Origin of the sequence: uncultured Psychroserpens sp., from assembly GCF_947494225.1 — a bacterium.
In the GTDB taxonomy this organism is placed as follows: Bacteria; Bacteroidota; Bacteroidia; order Flavobacteriales; family Flavobacteriaceae; genus Psychroserpens.
In genome coordinates this window covers 99651-121434 of the sequence record NZ_CANLUG010000006.1, presented here as the reverse complement: position 1 = coordinate 121434, position 21784 = coordinate 99651, and the positions used below count along the sequence as shown (strand labels likewise).

Below are 21784 nucleotides of genomic sequence, written 5' to 3'. Positions count from 1 at the left end.
TTTTTTAGTATCCAGGATTTTGATCCCATGTATCACCTGCAAGTTGTATTTCGATTAAAGGAATTGGAAATAATTCATGTTTTCCTGCCTGAAATCCATCAATTTCCATAGCAGCCCTTCCAGTTCTAACCAAGTCAAAGAAACGATGTCCTTCGCCAACTAATTCTACACGACGTTCGTTATAAATAGCATCTGTTAAATTAGTTCCTGTAAATCCAACATCGGCCAATCCAGCTCTATTACGAACTCTATTTAGATGCTGTTGTGCTTGCATATCATTAATACCACCACGATTTAAGGCTTCTGCAGCCATCAATAAGACATCAGCAAACCTAATAGCTCTATAGTTATTTGGATTAGTAAGGTTAGCATCACCTGTATTTAAATCGCCTTGACGTGATATATACTTTCTATTAAAATATCCTGTGTGTTCAAAACCAGTTGCAAAGGTGGCTCCTGTATCAGCAGCCCAGGCATCAATATCAAGAATAGCCACATCCTTACGAAGGTCACCATCTTCAAAGGCATCTACAACCTCTTGAACTGGGACATTAAAACTGAATCCCGATTCAAATACTGGTCCGTTATAGTTTCGAATACCATTAAATCCAACAGCAACATTTCCTTCGCTACATTGTAAGCAACCAAACCCTGCTCCTTCTGCATCTGAGTATTGTACTTCAAAAACAGATTCTATATTATTTTCATTATCATTTTCAAACATTGTTGAATAATCTGCTAGCAAATCATAAGGTCCACTGGCAATTAAGTCGCCTAATACCGTTGCTGCTTCAGCAAATTTATCTTGGTACAGATATACTTTTCCAAGTAATGCCTGCGCCGCACCTTTTGTGACTCTGCCAGTTTCTGAAGCTGTATATGTTAAATTATCAGCAGCAAAAATTAAATCGGCCTCCATCTGTGCATATATTTCAGTTTTTGGTGTTCTCTCTATTCCAAATTGATCTCCAAAGTTTATTCTTACATCTACAGCAAAAGGAACATCACCAAACCATTTTACCAATTCAAAATAGTAATACGCTCTTAAAAATCTAGTTTGAGCTAGGACTGAATTTTTATTCGGAAAATCAATTTTATCTTGAAATTCCATAATGAAGTTCGTTCTATTAATACCACCATACATCCAACTCCAAATATCTCTTAGTTGCTGGTTGGTTGGTGTGTGGATCATATCATCTATTTCTTGAATACCTGGTACATCGGTTGCACTTTCGCCACCAGCCAATGTATTATCTGAAGCAATTTCTCCTAGCATTACATTTAAATAAGTTGAATGTAAAGGGTCATATGCTGCAATTAATGCCGATTGATAATCATCTTCTGTATTGAAAAATGTATCAGAACTAGCATTTTGGGGATCAACATCGATAAAGTCATCTCCACAAGAAGAGAACAATATTAATGCTAAGACTACTATGCTTTTTATTTTTATCTGTTTCATAGTGTTTTAAAATTTTAAGTTAACTCCTAGTAAATATGTTCTTGGGCTAGGATAAAATCCTTGATCTATTCCTCCTCCAATTGGTGCTCCTGTTGAAGCTGTTGGGTCATAACCTCTATACTCTGTTAATGTAAACAGATTACTTGCAGAAACATAAACGCGTAGGTTGTCTAATTTTGAATTTTCAAGTAGTTTATCAAACGTATAACCTAACTGTACATTTTGTAAGCGAACAAAAGATCCGTCTTCAACAAAATAGTCTGAAAACAATCCATTAGATGTTGGGCCAGTAGTTACACGAGGATCGGTATTACTTGTTCCAGGTCCTGTCCAACGATCCAAAAACGTTACACTTCTATTTGTCAAAGGTTGATTACGCTCATAGTTTCTTACAATCTCATTTCCTATTGAAGCAAAAGCATAAGCGGAAAAATCGAAACTTTTGAAATCTATCGATACGTTAAGTCCCATCGTTGCATCTGGTATTGGGTCACCAATATAAGTTTTATCATTATCATCAATAACACCATCGTTATTGATATCTACAAATCTTAAATCACCTGGACGAACTTGATCATTGATTGTTGTTGATGCATCAACTTCTGCTTGTGTCTGGTATATTCCGTCTGTTTTAAACCCTCGAAAATATCCGATAGGAAAACCTGCTTCCATTCGAGATGGTGGATCTTGACCAACTCCAAATACACCTCCTACGATAAATCCTCCCTCTGTATTTACAGAAAGTACTTCATTATTAATGGTTGTCACATTATATCTCACACTAAATTTGAAATCATCAGAGACTCTATTGGTATAGCCAATGGCTAATTCAAATCCTGAGTTCTCTACTTCTCCTCCATTAACTACTGGAGGTGCAGCTCCGGGAGCACCCACACCTAAAATTCCTGATACCTGAGGAGTAACTAATAAATCTTCAGTGTTACGCTTGAAGTAATCTGCAGTCACATCGAATTTATTATCTAAAAATCTTAAATCAATACCAATATCAAATGTTTTTTGCTTTTCCCATCTAATTTCTGGGTTTGCAACTGGTCCTAAAGCCGCTCCAGAAATAATACCATCATTAAAAACATAAGTTCCTTCTCCATCCAACAGCGATACAAAACCAAAATCTGCAATTCTATCGTTACCCAGTATACCATACGATGCTCTTAATTTTAGAAAATCGATAACACTGCTATCACTTAAAAAGTCTTCATCTGAAATAATCCACCCAACAGATCCAGATGGGAAATAACCAAATCTATTTTCTGGTCCAAATTTTGTCGAACCATCTCGACGAATAACACCTGAAAATAGATATTTACCTTTATAACCATATTGTACTCTTGCAAAATATGATAACAACCTAGAATCAAATCTTGGATCGAACCCGAGTTCTTGGTTTATACTTTGCACTTCTTGTGCCTGTGATATATTTGCGTTTTCAATACTGTTTCCTGGAATATCAAAACCTCTATTTCCTGTAAATATTCCTGTAGTCTGAAAGATTGAAGTTCCCAATAGAACTTTAAGGTCGTGCGTATCGTCAAAATTGCGTTCATAAGTTAGAAACGCATCAAAAGTATAGTCCCTAAATATATTTGAGGTTTCTACGACTTCACTTCTATCAATATTAAATACTTTACCACTACCAAAGTTTGCAATAGGTCTAAATACTTTTCCTTTGACCTCTGCATAATTTGCTTGAATATTAGTTTGAACTGTAAAATGCTCTAAAAAGTTATAGGATAAACTTGCATTACCACTCAACTTATTAATTTGAGTTCTATCATATGTTCCGTCCAATTGCGCTATAGGGTTAATAACCTCATTCCCTAATCCTTCAGCTATTGAAAAAGCTCCTGAAGCATCCCTTACACCCCTTGTAGGATCCATATTCAATGCATTGAACAATATTGACCCAAGGGCTGATTCACTTAAATTTCTTTTATTAGTATGCGTATATATCAAGCCTGCATTAAACTTAAAATTCTCAAGAAAGTCCACACTATAATTTCCTCTTTTCGTAAAACGTGTAAAGTTTGATTTATCGCCACCAACAATACCATCTTGAGACAAAAATGAAGACCCGAATGCATAAGTCGACTTTTCTTTTCCGCCTTTAATCGTGATAGAATTATTAAATATAGGAGCACTCTCAAAAACTTCATCTTGCCAATCTGTTCCAATTCCTAGATTAGAAATATCTGTAAATTGAGGATCCTGACCACCAGCTACAAATGCTTCATTAACCAAAAGTGCATATTCCGTAGCGTTTAATACGGGTATTCTTCGCGTGGTTTCTTGTACACCACCATAAGCACTATATTCAACGGTTAATGGCATTTCCTTTCTTCCTGTCTTCGTGGTAATAAGAATCACACCATTAGCGGCTCTAACACCATATATACCAGCAGTAGCATCCTTAAGAACATTAACGCTTTCAATATCACTCGGGTTGATTGTGCTTAAATCTTCTATAACATTACCATCAACTAATATTAATGGTCTAGAATCTCCATTAGTGGAAATACCCCTTATACTAATTGTTGATGCCGCACCAGGTGATCCAGAGTTTGATGAAACATTCACTCCGGCTACTTGTCCTTGTAAGGCCTGTTCTACTCTTGTTGGTTTGAGTTTTTCAATGGTTTCTGCACTAACAACAGACACAGCTCCTGTTGTTTCTTTCTTTTTCTGTGTCCCATAACCTATAACTACAACTTCATTTAATGATTCTGCATCTTCAACTAAAGAAATAACTAAGGGATTAGCATTAACTACAACAACTTCCTGATTCTTATATCCTAAATAGGTAAATACTAAGGTAGCATTAATAGATACATCTGGAATTGTAAAATTCCCATCGAAATCTGTTGATGCGCCTTTGGAAGTGTCTTTGACCAGAATATTAACTCCTGGTATTGGTTGTCCGGTTGCTTGATCTACAACTGTACCTTTTACTGTTACATTTTGGCCAAATGCCAAAGCTGAGAACAGTAAAAATACTAAGGAAAATAGTTTTGTTGTCATATAATTGATTGTTATGACGTAAACTTACAAGAGGTAATTGACAATTCAACAAAATAAGCCTATACAAAAAATATACAATTCAAAAAAAAACATAGTATTTTAAGAAATCCCTAAAAAACAAGCCTTTTGAATATCATAAATGCAAATAAAGGTGTCAATATAAAAGATGATGTCATCAAAAAACCAGGAATGTTGTGGTAATGTATAGGTGTTATTTGGTTTTTTAACAGCAAATTGTACAAGTGTATAGCTAAAACAAAAGGCTACAGTTTAAACCAAGCATTAATTACGTTGTTATCTGTAGATTTTTCAGAAGCGACAGACTTGTGAATAAATTCATTGGTTTGCCCTTGATATTCATAATCTTCTGACCAATCTTTATGATGTCTAGCTAAAGATTTAATACTCTCGCAAACAAAATTCATTTCTTCATTGGTAGTCGTAGGGTGAATAGACATGCGAATCCAACCCGGCTTACGGACTAAATCACCAATAGAGATTTCGTTAGTCAACTCGTTACTAGTTTGTTGATCTACATGAAGTAAAAAATGGCCATAGGTTCCTGCACAGCTGCATCCGCCTCTGGTTTGAATTCCAAAACGATCATTTAAGAGTTTTACGCCTAAATTATAATGTAGGTCATCTATATAAAATGAAATCACTCCTAAGCGATCTTCATGTTGCGCTGCAAGAATGTGTAAGTTTTCTTCGGGAGATAACTCACTAAACACTTTACTAACTAATTCATGCTCGCGTTCTAGAATATTTTCAACACCCATTTGTTCTTTTAACTTGATCGCCAAAGCCGTTTTTATGGTTTGCAAAAAACCTGGTGTACCACCATCTTCGCGATCTTCAATATTGTCAATATACTTATGCTCTCCCCAAGGATTAGTCCAACTCACTGTACCTCCTCCTGGGCAATCGGGAATCATATTTTTATATAATTTCTTATTGAAAATTAAAACACCTGATGTTCCTGGTCCTCCCAAAAACTTGTGAGGTGAAAAGAAAATTGCATCTAAATTTCGAAGTTCATTTTCGGGATGCATATCAATATCAACATAAGGTGCTGAACATGCAAAATCTACGAAACACACGCCACCATGTTTATGCATTAACTCGGCAATATCATGATAAGGCGTTTGTATGCCTGTTACATTAGAACCGCCAATTACAGAAGCAATCTTTAACGTGCATTCCTTATACTTATCTAACAGTATTTCTAAGTTTTTCAAACAGAATAGTCCCTGTTCATCTGGAGGAATAACCTCTACTTTGGCAATCGTTTCTAACCAAGACGTTTGATTCGAGTGATGTTCCATATGAGTAACAAAAACCACTGGTCGAATTTCATCTGGAACGGAAGTATATTTTCTTAAATTTTCAGGTACTTTTAATCCCAGAATACGTTGAAATTTGTTTACCACTCCAGTCATCCCATTACCTGAAACAATAAGAACGTCATCATCATTACAATTCACATGGCTTTTTATAATATTTTTGGCCTCGTGATACGCTTTGGTCATTGCAGTACCGGAAACTGTTGTTTCGGTATGTGTATTGGCCACAAATGGTCCAAACTCATTACACAGTTTTTCCTCTATTGGTCGATATAGACGTCCTGAAGCCGTCCAATCTGTGTAAATAATCTTCTGCATTCCAAAAGGCGATTCAAATTCTTGATCTACACCTATAATATGCTGTCTGAATTGATTAAAATACTGCTCCAATCTTGAAGGTTTCTCCTGTGTAACTTCCGTAGAAATCATATTAAAAAACTTTGGTTAAAGATACTAAATATTTGCTATTGCCTTAATTTCATTTATAATACGATCAGCTAAATCATCAGCATCTTGCTGACTAGGCGCTTCCGTATATATTCTAATAATCGGCTCTGTATTACTTTTTCTTAAATGTACCCAAGAATCACTGAAGTCAATTTTCACGCCGTCAATGGTTGTCAAATTTTCATGACGGTATTTACTTTCCATAGCGTTTAGCAAACCATCAACGTCTAATTCTGGAGTTAATTGAATTTTTTTCTTACTCATAAAGTAATTTGGGTATGACGCCCTTAGTTCACTAACAGTCATGTTTCCTTCAGCTAATAAACTCAAAAATAGAGCAACTCCAACAAGTGCATCTCTACCATAATGTAATTCAGGATAAATAATACCTCCATTTCCTTCTCCACCAATAATTGCATTATTTTTCTTCATTAGACTTACAACATTTACTTCGCCAACAGCACTAGCTTCATAAGATCCGCCATGTTTTTCTGTAATATCACGAAGTGCCCTAGTTGAGCTCATATTACTCACAGTATTTCCAGGTGTCTTACTTAGTACATAATCTGCACAAGCCACTAAGGTATATTCTTCACCAAACATGTCCCCTTTCTCATCCATAAATGCCAAGCGATCAACATCTGGATCTACCACAATCCCGAAGTCAGCATTTTCTTTTACAACGGCTTCAGATAAGTCTGTTAAGTGTTCTTTTAAAGGCTCTGGATTATGAGGAAAATGGCCATTAGGCTCACAATACAATTTTATTGGGTGTACCCCTAAGCGCTCTAATAGCAAAGGAATAGCAATACCTCCAGTTGAATTTACTCCATCTACAACCACTTTAAAGTTAGATTTTTCAATGGCTTCTTTATTCACTAAATCCATAGCTAACACTTCGTCGATGTGCATATCAATGTAAGCATCATTAGTAGTTATTTTACCCAAATTATCAACATCAGCAAAAGACATATCGTTATGTTCAGCTAATTCTAAAATTTTAGCACCTTCTACTCCATTTAAAAACTCTCCTTTAGCATCTAAAAGTTTAAGAGCGTTCCATTGCTTCGGGTTATGACTGGCCGTTAAAATTATACCACCATCGGCATGCTCCATAGGTACGGCAACCTCAACTGTTGGTGTTGTAGATAAACCTAGATCAATCACGTGTATACCAAGTCCTACCAAAGTATTCATTACTAAGTTTTGAATCATCTCTCCAGAAATGCGAGCATCTCTACCAACTACAACACGATAATTTTCTTTATTCCTTTGTTGTTTAATCCATGTGCCATATGCAGAAGCAAATTTCACAGCATCAATTGGCGTCAGGTTATCACCAACATTTCCGCCAATAGTACCACGTATTCCAGAGATTGATTTTATAAGTGTCATTATCTAAATTTTGTTTTCAGTTTTAAAAAATAGGTTTCAAAATACTTGTAGGACAAATGCGCAAAAAGTATCGTTAATGCAAAAGTCAATATATTAATTAAAACTATTGTTATTGTATCATTAAAAATTTTGTGCTCTTCAACTTTCAATATAAAAAACACCACAAAATTCATTGCTATCACATGAAACATATATATCCCATATGATATATGCCCTAAATGGTTTAAGAATTTACTTTTAATAATAACTCCAAGGTTATTATGTGCTAAAGTATGCACGAATAAACAGAATAAGACCATGGTCACTAAATTTGTGACCCAACGTTCGTCAAACTGAAATATATTGGTTGTAAAATAGAGTATTGTTGAGCCAATTACTAGCATTGGAATAACCATAAAGCGCTTTAAAAATTCTAACCTATTCTTTTCTTCCAAAATAGCTACGACACCACCAGAGAACAGAAAAAAGTAAACAAACTTGAATTTAACTAATACGTAAAAAATATCTAAATGAAATATAACGAAATAACCAATCGTTAGTATTACCAGAGCAATCAATAGTCGTGTTTTTCTTAAAAAGAACAGTAATGGAGCAATCATTAAATAAAACTGCTCCTCAATTCCAATAGACCAAAGTACTTCTAAAATCCCACCTGGTTCATACAATTTTCCAAAGACATTTGGTAAGAAAAAAGTGGTTAACAACACGCCATCTTTCAGGTTGTAGTTATTCTCAAAAGGAATATTCAAAGCAGGTAAAATCATCCAGTAAAACAGAAACCCAAAAATAACAATGAGATAATACAAAGGAAATATCCTTAGCATCCGTCTTATGTAAAATTTCTTAATCGAAAATGCATCACGCTGTTTATATCGATAAATCAATCTAATAATCAAAAAACCACTCAAAACGAAAAACATATAAACGGCCTCAGTACCACGATTAAATATGGCTGCTTCAGAAAAATATGGGAGTCCTTGATTTCTACTCAGATGCGGAATGTGAAAAATCATCACCAACGACGCCAAGATAAAACGTAAGGGATCTAAATTAGGTAATCTGTCCAAGAATAAACATTTAGAACTCAAAAATACATATATTTATTGAATGAATTTTCTAGCCCATATTTATCTATCTAACAACGATGATTTAATCACCATTGGTAACTTTATTGCAGATGGTATTCGTGGAAAACGTTATAAAAAATTTCCAATCGAAATTCAAAAAGGAATTCTATTACACCGGCAAATTGACACCTTTACAGATGCGCATCCAACAGTAAGACAAAGTACTAAGCGTCTTCATAAAAATTACGGACATTACAGTGGCGTGATTGTAGATATTCTATATGATCATTTTTTAGCCAAAAATTGGAGCACATATTCTAACATTCCCTTAGACAATTATGTCGAAAACTTCTATGATCTCATGGGAACTCATTTCGAAATACTACCAGCTCGTATTCAAAAAATGATGCCGCATATGATTGCTGGCAATTGGTTATTAAGTTATGCTACAATTGATGGTATCCAAAAAGTATTGGATGGTATGAACCGAAGAACACAAAACAAATCGGGCATGAATACAGCCACCGAAGAGCTAAAGGCTTTTTATAGCGAATTTGAACGTGAGTTCACTTCCTTTTTTGAAGAGCTACGTCTATTTGCTAAAAACACATTAGAGGATATTGAAAAACAGTTATCACATGAGAATTAAACTAGTTATCGTAATTGCATCTATCATTGTTTTATCCTGCAATCAAGATGTTACACCAACACAAGGATTAATAACCCAAAAAGCTATGGTTGTATCGGCCAGAGCCGAAGCCTCTAAAATTGGAAGTGATATTCTAGAACAAGGTGGTAATGCTTTTGACGCTATGTTTGCGACCGAAATGGCTTTAGCAGTAACTTACCCTTACGCTGGAAATCTTGGCGGAGGCGGTTTTATGATATATCGACTTAACAATGGTGAGATAGGCGCCCTCGACTATCGCGAAAAAGCACCATTGGCAGCAAGTAGGGATATGTATTTGGATTCTCTCGGAAATGTCATTCCCGATAAAAGTACTGTTGGTGCCTATGCTGTTGGCGTTCCAGGAACCATAGCTGGTATTTTTGCAGCACATGAAAAATTTGGAAGCCTACCTATAGAAACACTTCTAAAGCCAGTAATTGCATTGGCCGAAAATGGATTTACAGTTACCCAAAAACAGCATAAACGCTTTATCAAATATGACAGTATAATTACGGCTGTTAATGGCAAACAAACACCAATTAATAAAAACGTTTCGGCACATACTATCTTCAAAAATGTTGCATTAGCTGAAACCCTGAGACGTATCTCAAAAAATGGCAGAGATGAGTTTTACAAAGGAGAAACTGCTGACCAAATCGTTCGGTTTCTTAATCAAAAAGGAGGAATTATCACAGCTGAAGATTTAGCGCTTTATGAAGCACAATGGCGCGATCCTATTCAATTTACGTATGATAATTTAAATATCATTTCCATGTCTCCTCCTTCAAGTGGCGGACTTTGCCTCGCGCAAATTATGAAAATGGCCGAACCTTATGATGTGAGTCAGTATGATCAAAACAGCTTAGAGGCAATTCAAGTAATGGTTGAAGCCGAAAAGCAGGCGTATGCAGATCGTAGCTATTATTTAGGTGATCCAGACTTTGTCAACATTCCTATAGACCAACTTTTGGAAGATAACTATCTAAAAAACCGTATGACTAATTTCTCTTTTGAAAAAAGCACACCTTCAAATAGTATTACTTATGGCACGTTACCAAATTATACAATGGAAATTAGAGAAACCATACCATATCAGGAACATGAAGAAACTACACATTACTCTATTGTTGATCAATTTGGAAATGCCATTGCAGTAACAACAACACTTAATGGTGCGTATGGCTCAAAGCTCTATATCGATAACTTAGGTTTTTTTCTAAATAATGAAATGGATGATTTTAGCAGTAAACCAGGTGTACCTAATGTTTATGGACTTCTTGGCGGAAAGGCCAATGCCATTGCGCCTCAAAAACGTATGCTCAGTGCTATGACACCAACTATTGTAGAAAAAGATGGTGAACTATATATGGTTGTTGGAACGCCTGGAGGATCTACTATAATTACGTCTGTATTTCAAACTATACTAAACGTTCATGAATTTGGAATGACAATGCACGATGCTGTTAATGCTCCGCGTTTTCATCACCAGTGGTTACCCGAAGAAATTAGAATGGAACCTAACCGTTTTGATCCTAAACTTCTAGAACAACTCAAAGCAAAAGGCTATACAATAAACGAAGAGCGCACTCCCGTAATTGGGAAGGTAGACGCTATTCTTGTTTTAGATAACGGAACCTTAGAAGGAGGTGCGGATAGTCGCGGGGATGATACAGCTATAGGATTTTAATGTTATAACGATATTAATCAATATGAAACCTCCAGAGTATTTATATGTTGAATACAATTTTTAAGAACATAGCACAAGAAGAAAACGCAGATCTCGAGATAATTGAAGACGTTGTTTCCTATTCTGATGGCTCTAGGAGTCCGCATTTAATTTATAAAATGTATATCCCTTATAAAGGTTGCACCATACATTTTGTAAATAAAACGGGAACCGAATTTTATGGTATCGTCGTGTCCAATTTCCCTAAGAAAATGGAAAACTTAGAATTTGAAATCTCCGTTAGAAGTCACTTCATAAGTCTTTTTACAACTAAAATTGACAGGATAAAACTAGACACTAAAAGTGCTCTTGTAAGTTCTTTTTTTAAACAAAGTAGTGCCTTTAAAACCTTGAGTCAAATTTCAGAAAGCACAGTGTTCGAACCATCGATTATAGGCGCTAATAATGAGGACATATTTAATGTAACAACAAAATATTCCTTACAGTTTTCTGACTGGACCAAATCTATTAAACCAATAATTCAGCTTCAAAAGCAATTTATAGATTTCTTCATTTAAGAAACATTATAAGCCGCATTTCGTTGTAATTTATTCATAAAAATGAAGAAAAAAATCATATATACATTATTAATTGTACTTATCATTCTTGGAATAGGGAGTGTCTTAATTTCAAAGTATGTTTTACCATATGCCATTATTCAACCACCTAAAATCTCTTTAGACATCACTCCTTCTGATTTAAAATTAAATTATTCAGAATTGGATATATTAACAAAGGATTCGATCAAACTAAAAGGGTATTGGATAAAAACAGACTCTATATCACCAAAATCAATAGTGATTTTCGTACATGGCATTGGAGGTTGTAAAGAGCACTTTTTAGATCTATCAAAAAACCTCACTGAAATGGGTATAGAATCCATAATAATGGATAGCAGAGCTCATGGAAAAAGCGAAGGTCAATTTTGTACTTATGGGTATAAGGAAAAAGAAGATATTTCAAGTATTGTTAGCTACATAAAAAACAAAAATGACTCAATTCCAATTGGTATATGGGGAAATTCAATGGGTGGCGCCATTGCCATTCAAGCTCTTGAACATGATTCTCGTATTGAATTTGGAATCGTAGAAAGTACATTCACAACTCTTAATGATATTGTTTATGATTATCAAAAAGCAAAGACATATGGTATTGGTTTAAGTTTTTTATGCAACATTGCCTTAAATGAAGCAGGTGAACTCGGACAGTTTAAGCCAGATCAGGTGTCGCCAATATCATCGGTCAAACATATTGAACAGCCCATGTTAATTGCACATGGAGACCATGATGAAAACATAAAATTTGAATATGGAAAATTATTATTTGAAAATTTAAAATCGACCAACAAAAAGTTTATTGCCGTAAAAAATGGTGGTCATTTTGATTTGAGTCAAAAAGGAGGAAATTCTTATAAGCAAGCTATTAAAAATTTCCTAGTCATGAATTCAAAACAATTACAAAAGTCTAGCAAAAGCCCTTAAATCTTTCCTTTTTTATTAACTTGGTTCTAAATCACATAGACATACATAACACGATCTTTTAAAACAATGAAAACCATATTTATTTTATCTTTTTTAATATTTACATGTAGCACACTTGAGGCTCAAACAATTCAAAACAGTAGTTACGGCACAACTGGGTATATAAAAAGTGATGGCACAATCCAAAATAGTAGTTATTCAACCATAGGCTACATTAAAAAAAATGGGACAATCCAAAATAGTAGTTATGCTACCATTGGCTACATTAAAAGTAATGGAACCATTCAAAACAATAGTTATTCTATAGTAGGCTATGTAAAAAAGGATGGGACAGTTCAGAACAACAGTTATTCTACAATTGGCTACATCAAAGACGACGGGACTGTTCAAAATAGCAGTTATTCTACTATTGGATATGCAAAAGGTGTAAAAAAAGAATGGGCGGCAGTACTCTTTTTCTTTTTCAGTTTCGATTAGAGTATAATAATGAACTAAAGCGTTAATTCTTGGAAAACATGGTTCCTGAATATAATTTCAATTATAAAATTAGAAATGCAAAAAAAGAAGAATTTGCGAGAGTTGGAAAACTTCTGGTCGCGGTATATTCTCAACTAAATGGCTTTCCAAAAATTAAGGAACAGCCTCATTATTACGATATGCTTAGAAAGGTTGGAGAATTAACTAAAAACCCTAATATAGAATTATTAGTTGCTGTGTCTAAGCAGCATGACATTGGAGGTGCAGTAGTTTATTATCATGATATGAAAGATTATGGCTCTGGAGGCACGGCTACACAAGAAAAAAATGCCTGTGGATTCCGATTGTTAGGTGTAGACCCAAAATCTAGAGGCTTAGGATTAGGAAAAGCACTAACCCTCTACTGCATTGACAAAGCAAAACGTAGCAATAGCCAAACCATGATAATTCATACAACAAACGCCATGAAATTAGCTTGGAAAATGTACGAAAACTTAGGCTTTAAAAGAGCTCATGATTTGGATTTTATGCAGGCCGATTTGGCTGTTTTCGGATTTAGACTTGCATTAAAAAATGAGATACATCTATAATACATAATACACTCGTCTTTTTTAACACTTCCACTCCCTAACCCTCTTCTCATTTTCGTATCTTTAGGTGCTTAAGTTAACATCTTAAAATCAACCACAACATGAAACGATTACTACTCACCTTTTTAGGTGTATGCACTATTACTGCATCTGCCCAAACCAAGTTATTACGTCAACCAACCTTACACAATGACGACGTTGTCTTCATTTATGCCAACGATCTTTGGAAAGCATCTGTAAATGGTGGCACAGCCATTAGACTCACTAGTGATGATGGCTATGAATTGAGCCCGCATTTTTCAAATGATGGAAAGTGGGTTGCTTTTTCTGCTCAATATGATGGGAATTTTGATGTATTTATAATCCCAAGCGAAGGCGGGGAACCTAAACGTCTTACCTATCATTCTGCTGGCGATTTTGTTGAAGGTTGGACACCAGATGGAGAGGTTCTATTTCGATCTAGTCGTGAAGGCCGTCCTACTCAAACTAATAAGTTTTTTACTGTTTCTACTAAAGGCGGACTTCCAAAAGCAGTCGATATTCCTAGAGCAGCTTTTGGAGAAATAGCTCCAGATGGTAAACACATTGCTTATACGCCAATAACATCATGGGATCCGGAATGGCGGAACTATCGTGGTGGTCAAGCCATGCCCATTTGGATTGTTAACCTAAAAACAAAAGAACTTACTACAACGCCTCAATTAGATAAAGAACGTCACTTATACCCTGTTTGGATAAACAATATGGTGTATTATTTATCTGAGCGTGATTATACTAGCAATATATGGTCTTTTGATCCTGCAACTAAAACTGAAAAACAATTAACGTTTCATAAAAAGTTTGATGTTAAGAGCCTCGATGCAAGTGCAGATAAAATTGTTTATGAGCAAGGTGGTAGATTACACTTACTAGACCCTGTATCAGGAAATACCAAAACCCTTAACATCGATGTAAAAGCCGATTTAAATTTCTCTCGTCCAAGATGGGAAAATGTAACTGGCAGACAATTGTCTAACCCTAATATCTCCCCTAATGGGAAACGGGCAGTTTTTGAACATAGAGGTGATATTTTTACAATCCCTAAAGAAAATGGAACATGGCGCAACTTAACCAATTCGTCTGGAGTAGCAGATCGCGCTCCTATTTGGTCGCCAAAAGGTGATAAAATTGTATGGTTCTCAGATAAAACTGGAGAATACCAAATGACAATTGCAGATCAAGATGGTCAAAACCAATCCGTTATAAAACTCCCAAATAGCACATTTTATTTCCAACCAGACTGGTCTCCAGATGGTAAGTATATTGCTTACACTGACACCGATTTCAACATCTGGGTGATCAACTTAGAATCAAAAAAAGTTGTAAAAGCAGATACTGAAGGTTATGCGCATCCTAACCGATCTATGAACCCCGTTTGGTCACCTGATAGTAAATGGATTGCCTATGCGAAACAAAATGAAAGTAATTTCAAATCTATTTACGCCTACAACATAGACACTAAAAAAGTCATTCCAATTACCGATCCAATTGCAGATGCTATCAGCCCTGTTTGGGATGCTTCTGGAAAGTACCTATATACTCTCGCAAGTACAAATTATGGATTAGCAACCGGATGGTTAGATATGAGTTCTTACGATCCAGAAACCACACGTAGTTTATATGCTGTTGTTTTAAGTGCTTCAGATAAAGCGCCAAACCATATTAAAACAGACGAAGAAACTGTTACTAAAAAGAACGATAATACAGATGATGAATCTAATGAGAATAAAAAAGACAGTGCTAACTCAGGAATTTCAGTTACTATAGACACCAACAGCCTGTTTGATCGAGCAGTAGCCCTTAACCTTCCTAACGGAAACTATGTAGCTTTAGCAAAAGCACCTAAAGGATTTGTTTTTGTTGCCGAAGCCATAGATGGTGGCAATGGTGTCAAAATTCACAGTTTTGATACTGAAAAAGATAAAGCCGATGATTTTGCCGATGGCATCCAACAATTGGTTGTTTCCGAAGATCGAAATTCAATACTACTTAATAAAGCTGGACAATGGGCCATTTCTGGTACTAAAGGCAAACCTAATTTTTCAAAAGACAAAATAGATACAAACCTAAAAATAAAGGTCAATCCAAAAGATGAATACAAGCAAATATTTAAAGAGGGATGGCGCTTTATGCGAGATTTTCTTTATGTAGATAATGTCCATGGCGCACCATGGGATGATGTCTATAAATGGTATGCGCCATGGATAGAACACGTTAGACATAGAACTGATTTAAATTACGTTGTAGATATTATGAGTGGTGAGGTGGCCGTTGGGCATTCTTATGTCTCTGGTGGAGATTTGCCAAATGTAGCTGTAGTTCCTGTTGGCTTATTAGGTGCAGATATTAAGGCTGTAAATGACAACTATCAAATTACAAAAATCTATTCTGGCGAACGTTGGAACCCTGGAACTCAAGGTCCTTTAGCTCAACCTGGTATAAATATTAATGAAGGAGATTATATTCTCGAAATTAACGGAGTTAAAACATCTGCAACTGTAAATCCGTATCAGCTATTAGAACAAACGGCTGGTCGCGAAATTAATATCACTATTAACAGCAAACCTTCTATGGATGGCGCTCAAACTTATCTTATTAAACCTGTTAGAAGCGAACGAAATTTAAGATATGTAGATTGGGTTGAAAACAACCGTCGTAAAGTAGATGAGCTTTCAAACGGAAAATTGGCATATGTCTATGTGCCTAATACTGGCGGTGGAGGTTTTACATCGTTTAACCGTTATTACTTCTCACAGCAAGATAAAAAAGGAGCCATAATTGATGAGCGTAATAATGGTGGTGGATCGGCAGCAGATTATATGATAGATATTATGAATCGTCAACTTTTTGGATATTTCAATAGTAAAACCGAAAGTAATAGACCATGGACAACTCCAATGGCAGGAATTTGGGGTCCAAAAGTGATGATTATTAATGAACGTGCAGGGTCTGGTGGTGACCTCTTACCTTATATGTTCAAAATGGCAAATATTGGTCCGCTGGTTGGTACTCGAACTTGGGGTGGTCTCGTAGGAACTTGGGACACACCACGTTTTATTGATGGAGGTCGTATGGTTGCTCCTCGTGGTGGCTTTTATGATATCAATGGAAACTGGGCTGTTGAAGGTGAAGGAATTGCTCCTGATATTGAAGTTATTCAAGACCCTAAATTAGTTCTTCAAGGCAAAGACCCACAATTAGAACGTGCCGTTCAGGAGGCCATGAGATTACTAAAAAACAACGAATTTGAATTAATGCCAGAACCTAAGGCTCCTATAAGGTCTAAACGTCCTAAAGGATATAAAAACGATAACTAATTTGAATACATTATATGATGTGGTTATCCTAACAGATAATCGCTACCTTAACGATTCTAAAACCGATACTTACAAACATAATGTCTACTATGAAGACCGTTTGGTGTATCATGCCCTAGAGCAACTTGGCTTAAAAACCTTACGTCTTGCTTGGGATGATATGTTTTTTGACTGGTCTACAACTAAGGCAGTCCTATTTCGTACAACTTGGGATTATTTTGACCGTTTTGATGAGTTTTCAGTATGGCTAGAAAAGGTTACAAAACAAACAACACTTTTAAATTCGGAAGCGATTATCCGTTGGAACATTGATAAACATTACTTGCTCGATCTACAAAATAACGGTATCCATATTGCCGAAAGTCATTTTATAGAGCAAGGTGCTCAAGTCTCCTTGACCCAACTTCACGATATTTTTAACTGGAAAGAAACTGTTCTAAAGCCTTGTGTTTCTGGTGCAGCTAGACATACTTACAAGTTAAATCGGGCTAACTTAGCCGAGCATGAAAGCCTCTTTCAAGAACTCATTAAAAACGAGGCTATGATGTTACAACCTTTTCAATACAACATTGTATCTAAAGGAGAAGTCTCGATGATGGTTTTTAATGGCACATTTACACATGCCATCTTGAAAAAAGCAAAAGATGGAGACTTTAGAGTACAAGACGATTTTGGTGGCAGTATTGAAGATTATACCGCTTCTTCAGAAGAAATTGCCTTTGCAGAGGCTTGTGTGAGAGCGTGTTTAGAACAACCTATTTATGCTCGTGTTGATATCTTTGAGGATAATCAAGGACGTATTGCGCTTTCAGAGTTAGAACTTATAGAACCCGAACTGTGGTTTAGACGCCATAAACCATCAGCTATGATGTTGGCCAAAGGGATTAAAGAAAAATTAGATTGAGGTGTTAACCTGAATTTGTATTCAAAACCTAATTAGAATTAAGATTCATTATTCAATACATTTGTAAAAACAATTTCAAAGTGCCTAAACCTAAAAAAATCTTTAAAATTATTGGAGGTGTTATCATTTTCTTTACATTACCTACACTCCTATTCTTTGCTTTTATGTATCTGAAATATGATGAAGATTTGCCAACAGGCGCGCAAGGAAAAGCTGCAGATCAACTTGCCGTTAGAATGCTTAACGCACTTAATTACGAGGCTTACCAAGCTACAGATTATATAGAGTTTACTTTTAAAAAGCGTCATCATTTCAAATGGTATAAAACTGAAAACAGATGCGAAGTGTATTGGAAAAATATAAAGGTGAATCTAGATTTAGCCAATCATGATAATTCTGAAGTTTTTGTTTCCGAAGAACCTTATTATGGTGAGGATCTACATGAGTTTATTCACAAAGCCGAAGATTTATTTAATAATGATACATTCTGGCTGGTAGCGCCTTACAAAGTGTTTGACGAAGGTGTAGAGCGTAGATTGGTAAAAACAAATAACGGTAAAGATGCACTTTTAGTGACTTATACTAATGGAGGTTCTACACCAGGAGATTCTTATTTATGGCATTTTGACGATAACGGAAAACCTAAAAGTTATCAAATGTGGGTAGACATTTTACCTATTAACGGACTCAAAGCGTCGTGGTCTAATTGGACAACAACACAAACTGAAGCCCAACTTCCTACGTTTCATAAACTATTAGTTATAGGTCTAGAAATTGATGATATTAAAACAACTCCTGAAGTCAAAACAACTTATTATTATCCTTATAAAAACTTTATTGAAGAAGAAACATCAAAATTAGACGTCAGCTTGGATTCTTTAGACAATTTCAATGGACTTATTGACCGTCTTTCAGCGAACTGTAAAAACGAAAAAGAAACCATACTTAATTTTAAAAATGAGGCCTACAACTTTAAAGTAATGGCTAATTATAACTGTAACGTAGTTATATGCCACAAATACAGAAATATTCTTCAAATTAAAAATGAGACCTTAAGACATGCAACAATTAATGATAAACCTCTAGATAGCCTATATAAGTATCTCCATATTCAAGCCACCAATAAAGGCAAAGACCCGAAATTCTCAACAAGTAAGAATGTTGTAGTTGTACAAATTAGCCAAGATTCTTTAACTCCAATAACGCAGACAAAAGCTGTACTTATTGACCTGCTCAAAACATTTAATCAAATTAATAAAGAGCAAAACGATTCGTTGTCATTGTTTATAGATTTTCGTAAATATTTCATCACCGATTTTCCGCCACCACCGCCACCACCTGCTAATATTGAACCAATTCATTTAATAAATTAAGAATGAAAGAAATCTTTGATCTTACCTATAGATTTCTCATGTTTCTATCTCGATTAACAGGCTTTAGTTATAAAGAGATTAACATCATAGTTTGGTTTATTGTTATCCCATTTTCTTGGGTATTCCTTATCGATAGAATAAGAGGGAAGCATTATTTTAAAATAGGCTTCGCTTTAATTACAACAGTTGTTCTAATCTTCACTAAAGATTTTCAAGAATTCTCCAATACACTATTCGAAGTCTCCGCAAATTTTCTGAGGCGTTTTGATGGCATAGGAAGTAATTACATAACGTCCTCAGTAATTATCTGTTTACTGATACCATGTATTATTTATATTATTTTGATTAGAAAGGCATATTTTAAAAAAAGTGAGAGCTAAATCATTTACTTTTCTGCCCTACAAACTGTTGCGATTTCAGTTTAAACAAAACATTAAATGTGGTTAAACTCCCATAACTACGAGTAATATATTGTTGCAAGTCAATCTTTTCTTGCTCATCTAGATTTTTACTAGAGTTAATTTTTTGTTCCATAACACGTAAGCGATCACGAACCATAGTAATCTTATGAAAAAACTGATTGATAGGCAGTTCCTTTCCTTGCAAACTTGTATCTCCTGGTTCCATTACGAGCTTTCCTCCTCTCCATTTATCTGCTATAGGTACCACCTCAGAAACATCACTCCAACGTTTTAATATATGAACAAGACTACTTTCTACTTCAGCAAAACTAATCGTATCCACATCATCTTCGCACAACTCTATCACCTCAAAATCACTGTCGATATCAATAGTCTCTAATCCGTTATCAATAAAGGTTACCCAGTAGTGTTTTGATGTCACATTGGTTACAACTCCTTTTCCGTACTCATTATGGTTGATTCTTGACCCTATTCCTAATAATTGCATTTGTATTCTAATTTTTTCCTGTTAATTTTTGTATAACAATGATACTAATAAAGCATAAGATTTACTAATTTTATAAGGTTGTCTCTAAAATCTACTTATGACCTTTATTAATTGAAATTCTATCTCAAATGAAATTAAAACATCTCTTCTTTTCTGTATTTGGCCTTATTATTTTTAACTGTCAATCTCAAGAGCAACACGTCTGTTCTTTCGAGCAACAAATTAACGTAAATCATGATCGCTGTGGCTATGTTGATGTTCCTAATAATTGGGACAACAAAAAGGATGGGACGACAAAAATAGCTTATATCGTTATTGCATCAACATCTGAAAACCGTAAAGACGATCCTTTAGTTTTTATTCAAGGTGGTCCAGGTGGTAGTGTTTTACCGTATGCAAACGTTTTCAGCGGATTAGCACTTGATCCTGATCGCGACTTTATTATGTACGATCAACGTGGTATTGGGTTTTCAGATGAAATTTGCCCTAACTTAAGTACGACCTTTTTAGAAGTTATGTCTGCTGATATCAGCTTAGACAAAGAAGATGAAACTCTGCTAAGCGTGAGTTCGGACTGCATGAAATCTCTAAAGGATCCAAACTTCAAAATGGCGTTTGGCACAACTCAAAGCGCAAAAGATTTAGAGGCTTTAAGACAGCATTTAGGCTATAAACAAGTTAATTTATTTGGCGGTTCATACGGAACGCGGTTAGGATTAAAATACATGGAGTTATATCCTAAAAGTATTAGATCATCTATTCTGTCTGGCCTGTTTCCTCCTGAAATAAGACTCTACCAGTACATATATACCAATTTAAATAGGTCGCTACAAAAACTCTTTGATACTTGTGCAAATGATAGTAATTGTGCCAGCAAATACCCAAATTTAAAAGAAACATTTGAAACTGTTTGTAAGCAATTAGACGACAAAGGACAATCGTTTATGATTAATGGGGACGAACTTATTTTGAATAAACAAGATTTCTTGTTACTCACCCAACAACTGTTGTATGACAGACAAACAATTGGGCAAGTCCCATCATTTATTACAGCATTTAAAACCAACGACACCTCATCAATTATCAGGTCAGTTCAAGCCTTTGCATCACGTTTAGGTGTTATCAATGTTGCGACATATTGGTCTGTAAATGTAAAAGACGAAGGGGCGTTTAAAAATCAAAAATTCATTGCTAAAGACGAAAAGAAACATCCAAGTCTAGCCAATGGTATTAGCCTTTTTGCTTCAGACCCAGAGGTTTTAGAGCTTTGGCCTTCAAAACGAAATTCAAATACCAAAATGCTTCCTGTGGTTTCAGATATTCCAACATTACTGGTAAGTGGAGCGTGGGACCCAATAACACCGCCTTCAAACGCCGATAAAGCCGCTAAATCATTAAAAAACTCTAGCCATGTCGTTTTCCCATCAGATGGCCACTGTCCTATGAATAGTTGCTTCTTTCAAATGGCTCGAACGTTCCTAAACAATCCTATGCAAAAGGTAGACGACTCTTGTACAAAATCGTCACAACCAATTGTATTTAACTAGA

General features: G+C 35.3%; 17 protein-coding genes. 11 read left to right on the top strand and 6 right to left on the bottom strand.

The genetic code is table 11. The annotated features are described in order from the left end of the window. Window positions 1-4 precede the first annotated feature (4 nt). The 5 genes from Q0893_RS14115 to Q0893_RS14095 all read right to left on the bottom strand — a co-directional run bounded on the left by Q0893_RS14115 (window position 5) and on the right by Q0893_RS14095 (window position 8750). Window positions 5-1462: a RagB/SusD family nutrient uptake outer membrane protein gene (locus tag Q0893_RS14115; RefSeq protein WP_299276780.1), complete on the bottom strand. Its 1458-nt coding sequence runs from the start codon at window positions 1460-1462 to the stop codon at window positions 5-7. 6 nt (window positions 1463-1468) lie between these two features. After that, complete coding sequence (locus tag Q0893_RS14110; RefSeq protein ID WP_299276777.1) at window positions 1469-4498, bottom strand: TonB-dependent receptor; 3030 nt, start codon at window positions 4496-4498, stop codon at window positions 1469-1471. Window positions 4499-4761: 263 nt separating this feature from the next. After that, window positions 4762-6270, bottom strand: coding sequence for an aminotransferase class V-fold PLP-dependent enzyme (locus Q0893_RS14105; protein WP_299276774.1), 1509 nt, complete (start codon window positions 6268-6270; stop codon window positions 4762-4764). A gap of 24 nt (window positions 6271-6294) precedes the next feature. Then, window positions 6295-7683 carry a phosphoglucosamine mutase gene (gene glmM / locus Q0893_RS14100; protein WP_298902959.1) on the bottom strand — a complete coding sequence of 463 codons (1389 nt, stop codon included), beginning with the start codon at window positions 7681-7683 and terminating at the stop codon, window positions 6295-6297. Next, window positions 7683-8750, bottom strand: coding sequence for an acyltransferase (locus Q0893_RS14095; RefSeq protein ID WP_298902960.1), 1068 nt, complete (start codon window positions 8748-8750; stop codon window positions 7683-7685). Before Q0893_RS14095 ends, glmM begins: the two co-directional genes overlap by 1 nt. Window positions 8751-8790: 40 nt before the next feature. Between Q0893_RS14095 and Q0893_RS14090 the strand changes: the two genes are divergently transcribed. The 10 genes from Q0893_RS14090 (at window position 8791) to Q0893_RS14045 (ending at window position 19707) form a co-directional block, all read left to right on the top strand. Further along, a complete protein-coding gene (locus tag Q0893_RS14090) occupies window positions 8791-9399 on the top strand; it encodes an acyl carrier protein phosphodiesterase (protein ID WP_298902961.1) in 609 nt (202 codons plus the stop codon). Next, a complete protein-coding gene (gene ggt, locus Q0893_RS14085; RefSeq protein ID WP_298902962.1) occupies window positions 9389-11107 on the top strand; it encodes a gamma-glutamyltransferase in 1719 nt (572 codons plus the stop codon). The genes Q0893_RS14090 and ggt overlap by 11 nt, the downstream gene beginning before the upstream one ends. A 44-nt stretch (window positions 11108-11151) precedes the next feature. Then, entirely contained in the window at window positions 11152-11664 is a 513-nt protein-coding gene (locus tag Q0893_RS14080; RefSeq protein ID WP_299276768.1) for a hypothetical protein, read from the top strand. Window positions 11665-11706: 42 nt separating this feature from the next. Further along, window positions 11707-12627 (top strand): alpha/beta fold hydrolase, encoded by a 921-nt coding sequence (locus Q0893_RS14075; protein WP_299276765.1) that lies wholly within the window; start codon window positions 11707-11709, stop codon window positions 12625-12627. 66 nt (window positions 12628-12693) lie between these two features. Beyond that, window positions 12694-13104, top strand: a complete 411-nt coding sequence (locus tag Q0893_RS14070; RefSeq protein ID WP_299276762.1) for a 5-fold beta-flower protein — start codon at window positions 12694-12696, stop codon at window positions 13102-13104. Between the two features lie 38 nt (window positions 13105-13142). Further along, complete coding sequence (locus Q0893_RS14065) at window positions 13143-13694, top strand: GNAT family N-acetyltransferase (RefSeq protein ID WP_299277084.1); 552 nt, start codon at window positions 13143-13145, stop codon at window positions 13692-13694. Window positions 13695-13795: 101 nt separating this feature from the next. Beyond that, window positions 13796-17050, top strand: coding sequence for a S41 family peptidase (locus Q0893_RS14060; protein ID WP_299276759.1), 3255 nt, complete (start codon window positions 13796-13798; stop codon window positions 17048-17050). A 1-nt stretch (window position 17051) separates the two neighbouring features. Next, window positions 17052-17954, top strand: coding sequence for a hypothetical protein (locus Q0893_RS14055; protein ID WP_299276756.1), 903 nt, complete (start codon window positions 17052-17054; stop codon window positions 17952-17954). 80 nt (window positions 17955-18034) lie between these two features. Then, on the top strand, window positions 18035-19327 hold the full coding sequence (locus Q0893_RS14050) for a hypothetical protein (protein ID WP_299276753.1): 1293 nt from the start codon (window positions 18035-18037) through the stop codon (window positions 19325-19327). 2 nt (window positions 19328-19329) lie between these two features. After that, entirely contained in the window at window positions 19330-19707 is a 378-nt protein-coding gene (locus Q0893_RS14045; protein WP_299276750.1) for a hypothetical protein, read from the top strand. 1 nt (window position 19708) lies between these two features. Here the strand turns inward: Q0893_RS14045 and Q0893_RS14040 are convergent, their stop codons facing one another. Next, window positions 19709-20236 carry a hypothetical protein gene (locus tag Q0893_RS14040; RefSeq protein ID WP_298902973.1) on the bottom strand — a complete coding sequence of 176 codons (528 nt, stop codon included), beginning with the start codon at window positions 20234-20236 and terminating at the stop codon, window positions 19709-19711. A 128-nt stretch (window positions 20237-20364) separates the two neighbouring features. Between Q0893_RS14040 and Q0893_RS14035 the strand changes: the two genes are divergently transcribed. Continuing rightward, a complete protein-coding gene (locus Q0893_RS14035; protein ID WP_299276745.1) occupies window positions 20365-21783 on the top strand; it encodes an alpha/beta fold hydrolase in 1419 nt (472 codons plus the stop codon). Window position 21784 lies beyond the last annotated feature (1 nt).

Excerpts from the sequence above, each read along its gene's own strand:
- Q0893_RS14115 (WP_299276780.1), bottom strand. The coding sequence starts at position 1,462 with ATGAAACAGATAAAAATAAAAAGCATAGTAGTCTTAGCATTAATATTG.
- Q0893_RS14110 (WP_299276777.1), bottom strand. The coding sequence starts at position 4,498 with ATGACAACAAAACTATTTTCCTTAGTATTTTTACTGTTCTCAGCTTTG.
- Q0893_RS14105 (WP_299276774.1), bottom strand. The coding sequence starts at position 6,270 with ATGATTTCTACGGAAGTTACACAGGAGAAACCTTCAAGATTGGAGCAG.
- glmM (WP_298902959.1), bottom strand. The coding sequence starts at position 7,683 with ATGACACTTATAAAATCAATCTCTGGAATACGTGGTACTATTGGCGGA.
- Q0893_RS14090 (WP_298902961.1), top strand. The coding sequence starts at position 8,791 with ATGAATTTTCTAGCCCATATTTATCTATCTAACAACGATGATTTAATC.
- ggt (WP_298902962.1), top strand. The coding sequence starts at position 9,389 with ATGAGAATTAAACTAGTTATCGTAATTGCATCTATCATTGTTTTATCC.
- Q0893_RS14080 (WP_299276768.1), top strand. The coding sequence starts at position 11,152 with ATGTTGAATACAATTTTTAAGAACATAGCACAAGAAGAAAACGCAGAT.
- Q0893_RS14075 (WP_299276765.1), top strand. The coding sequence starts at position 11,707 with ATGAAGAAAAAAATCATATATACATTATTAATTGTACTTATCATTCTT.
- Q0893_RS14070 (WP_299276762.1), top strand. The coding sequence starts at position 12,694 with ATGAAAACCATATTTATTTTATCTTTTTTAATATTTACATGTAGCACA.
- Q0893_RS14065 (WP_299277084.1), top strand. The coding sequence starts at position 13,143 with ATGGTTCCTGAATATAATTTCAATTATAAAATTAGAAATGCAAAAAAA.
- Q0893_RS14060 (WP_299276759.1), top strand. The coding sequence starts at position 13,796 with ATGAAACGATTACTACTCACCTTTTTAGGTGTATGCACTATTACTGCA.
- Q0893_RS14045 (WP_299276750.1), top strand. The coding sequence starts at position 19,330 with ATGAAAGAAATCTTTGATCTTACCTATAGATTTCTCATGTTTCTATCT.
- Q0893_RS14040 (WP_298902973.1), bottom strand. The coding sequence starts at position 20,236 with ATGCAATTATTAGGAATAGGGTCAAGAATCAACCATAATGAGTACGGA.
- Q0893_RS14035 (WP_299276745.1), top strand. The coding sequence starts at position 20,365 with ATGAAATTAAAACATCTCTTCTTTTCTGTATTTGGCCTTATTATTTTT.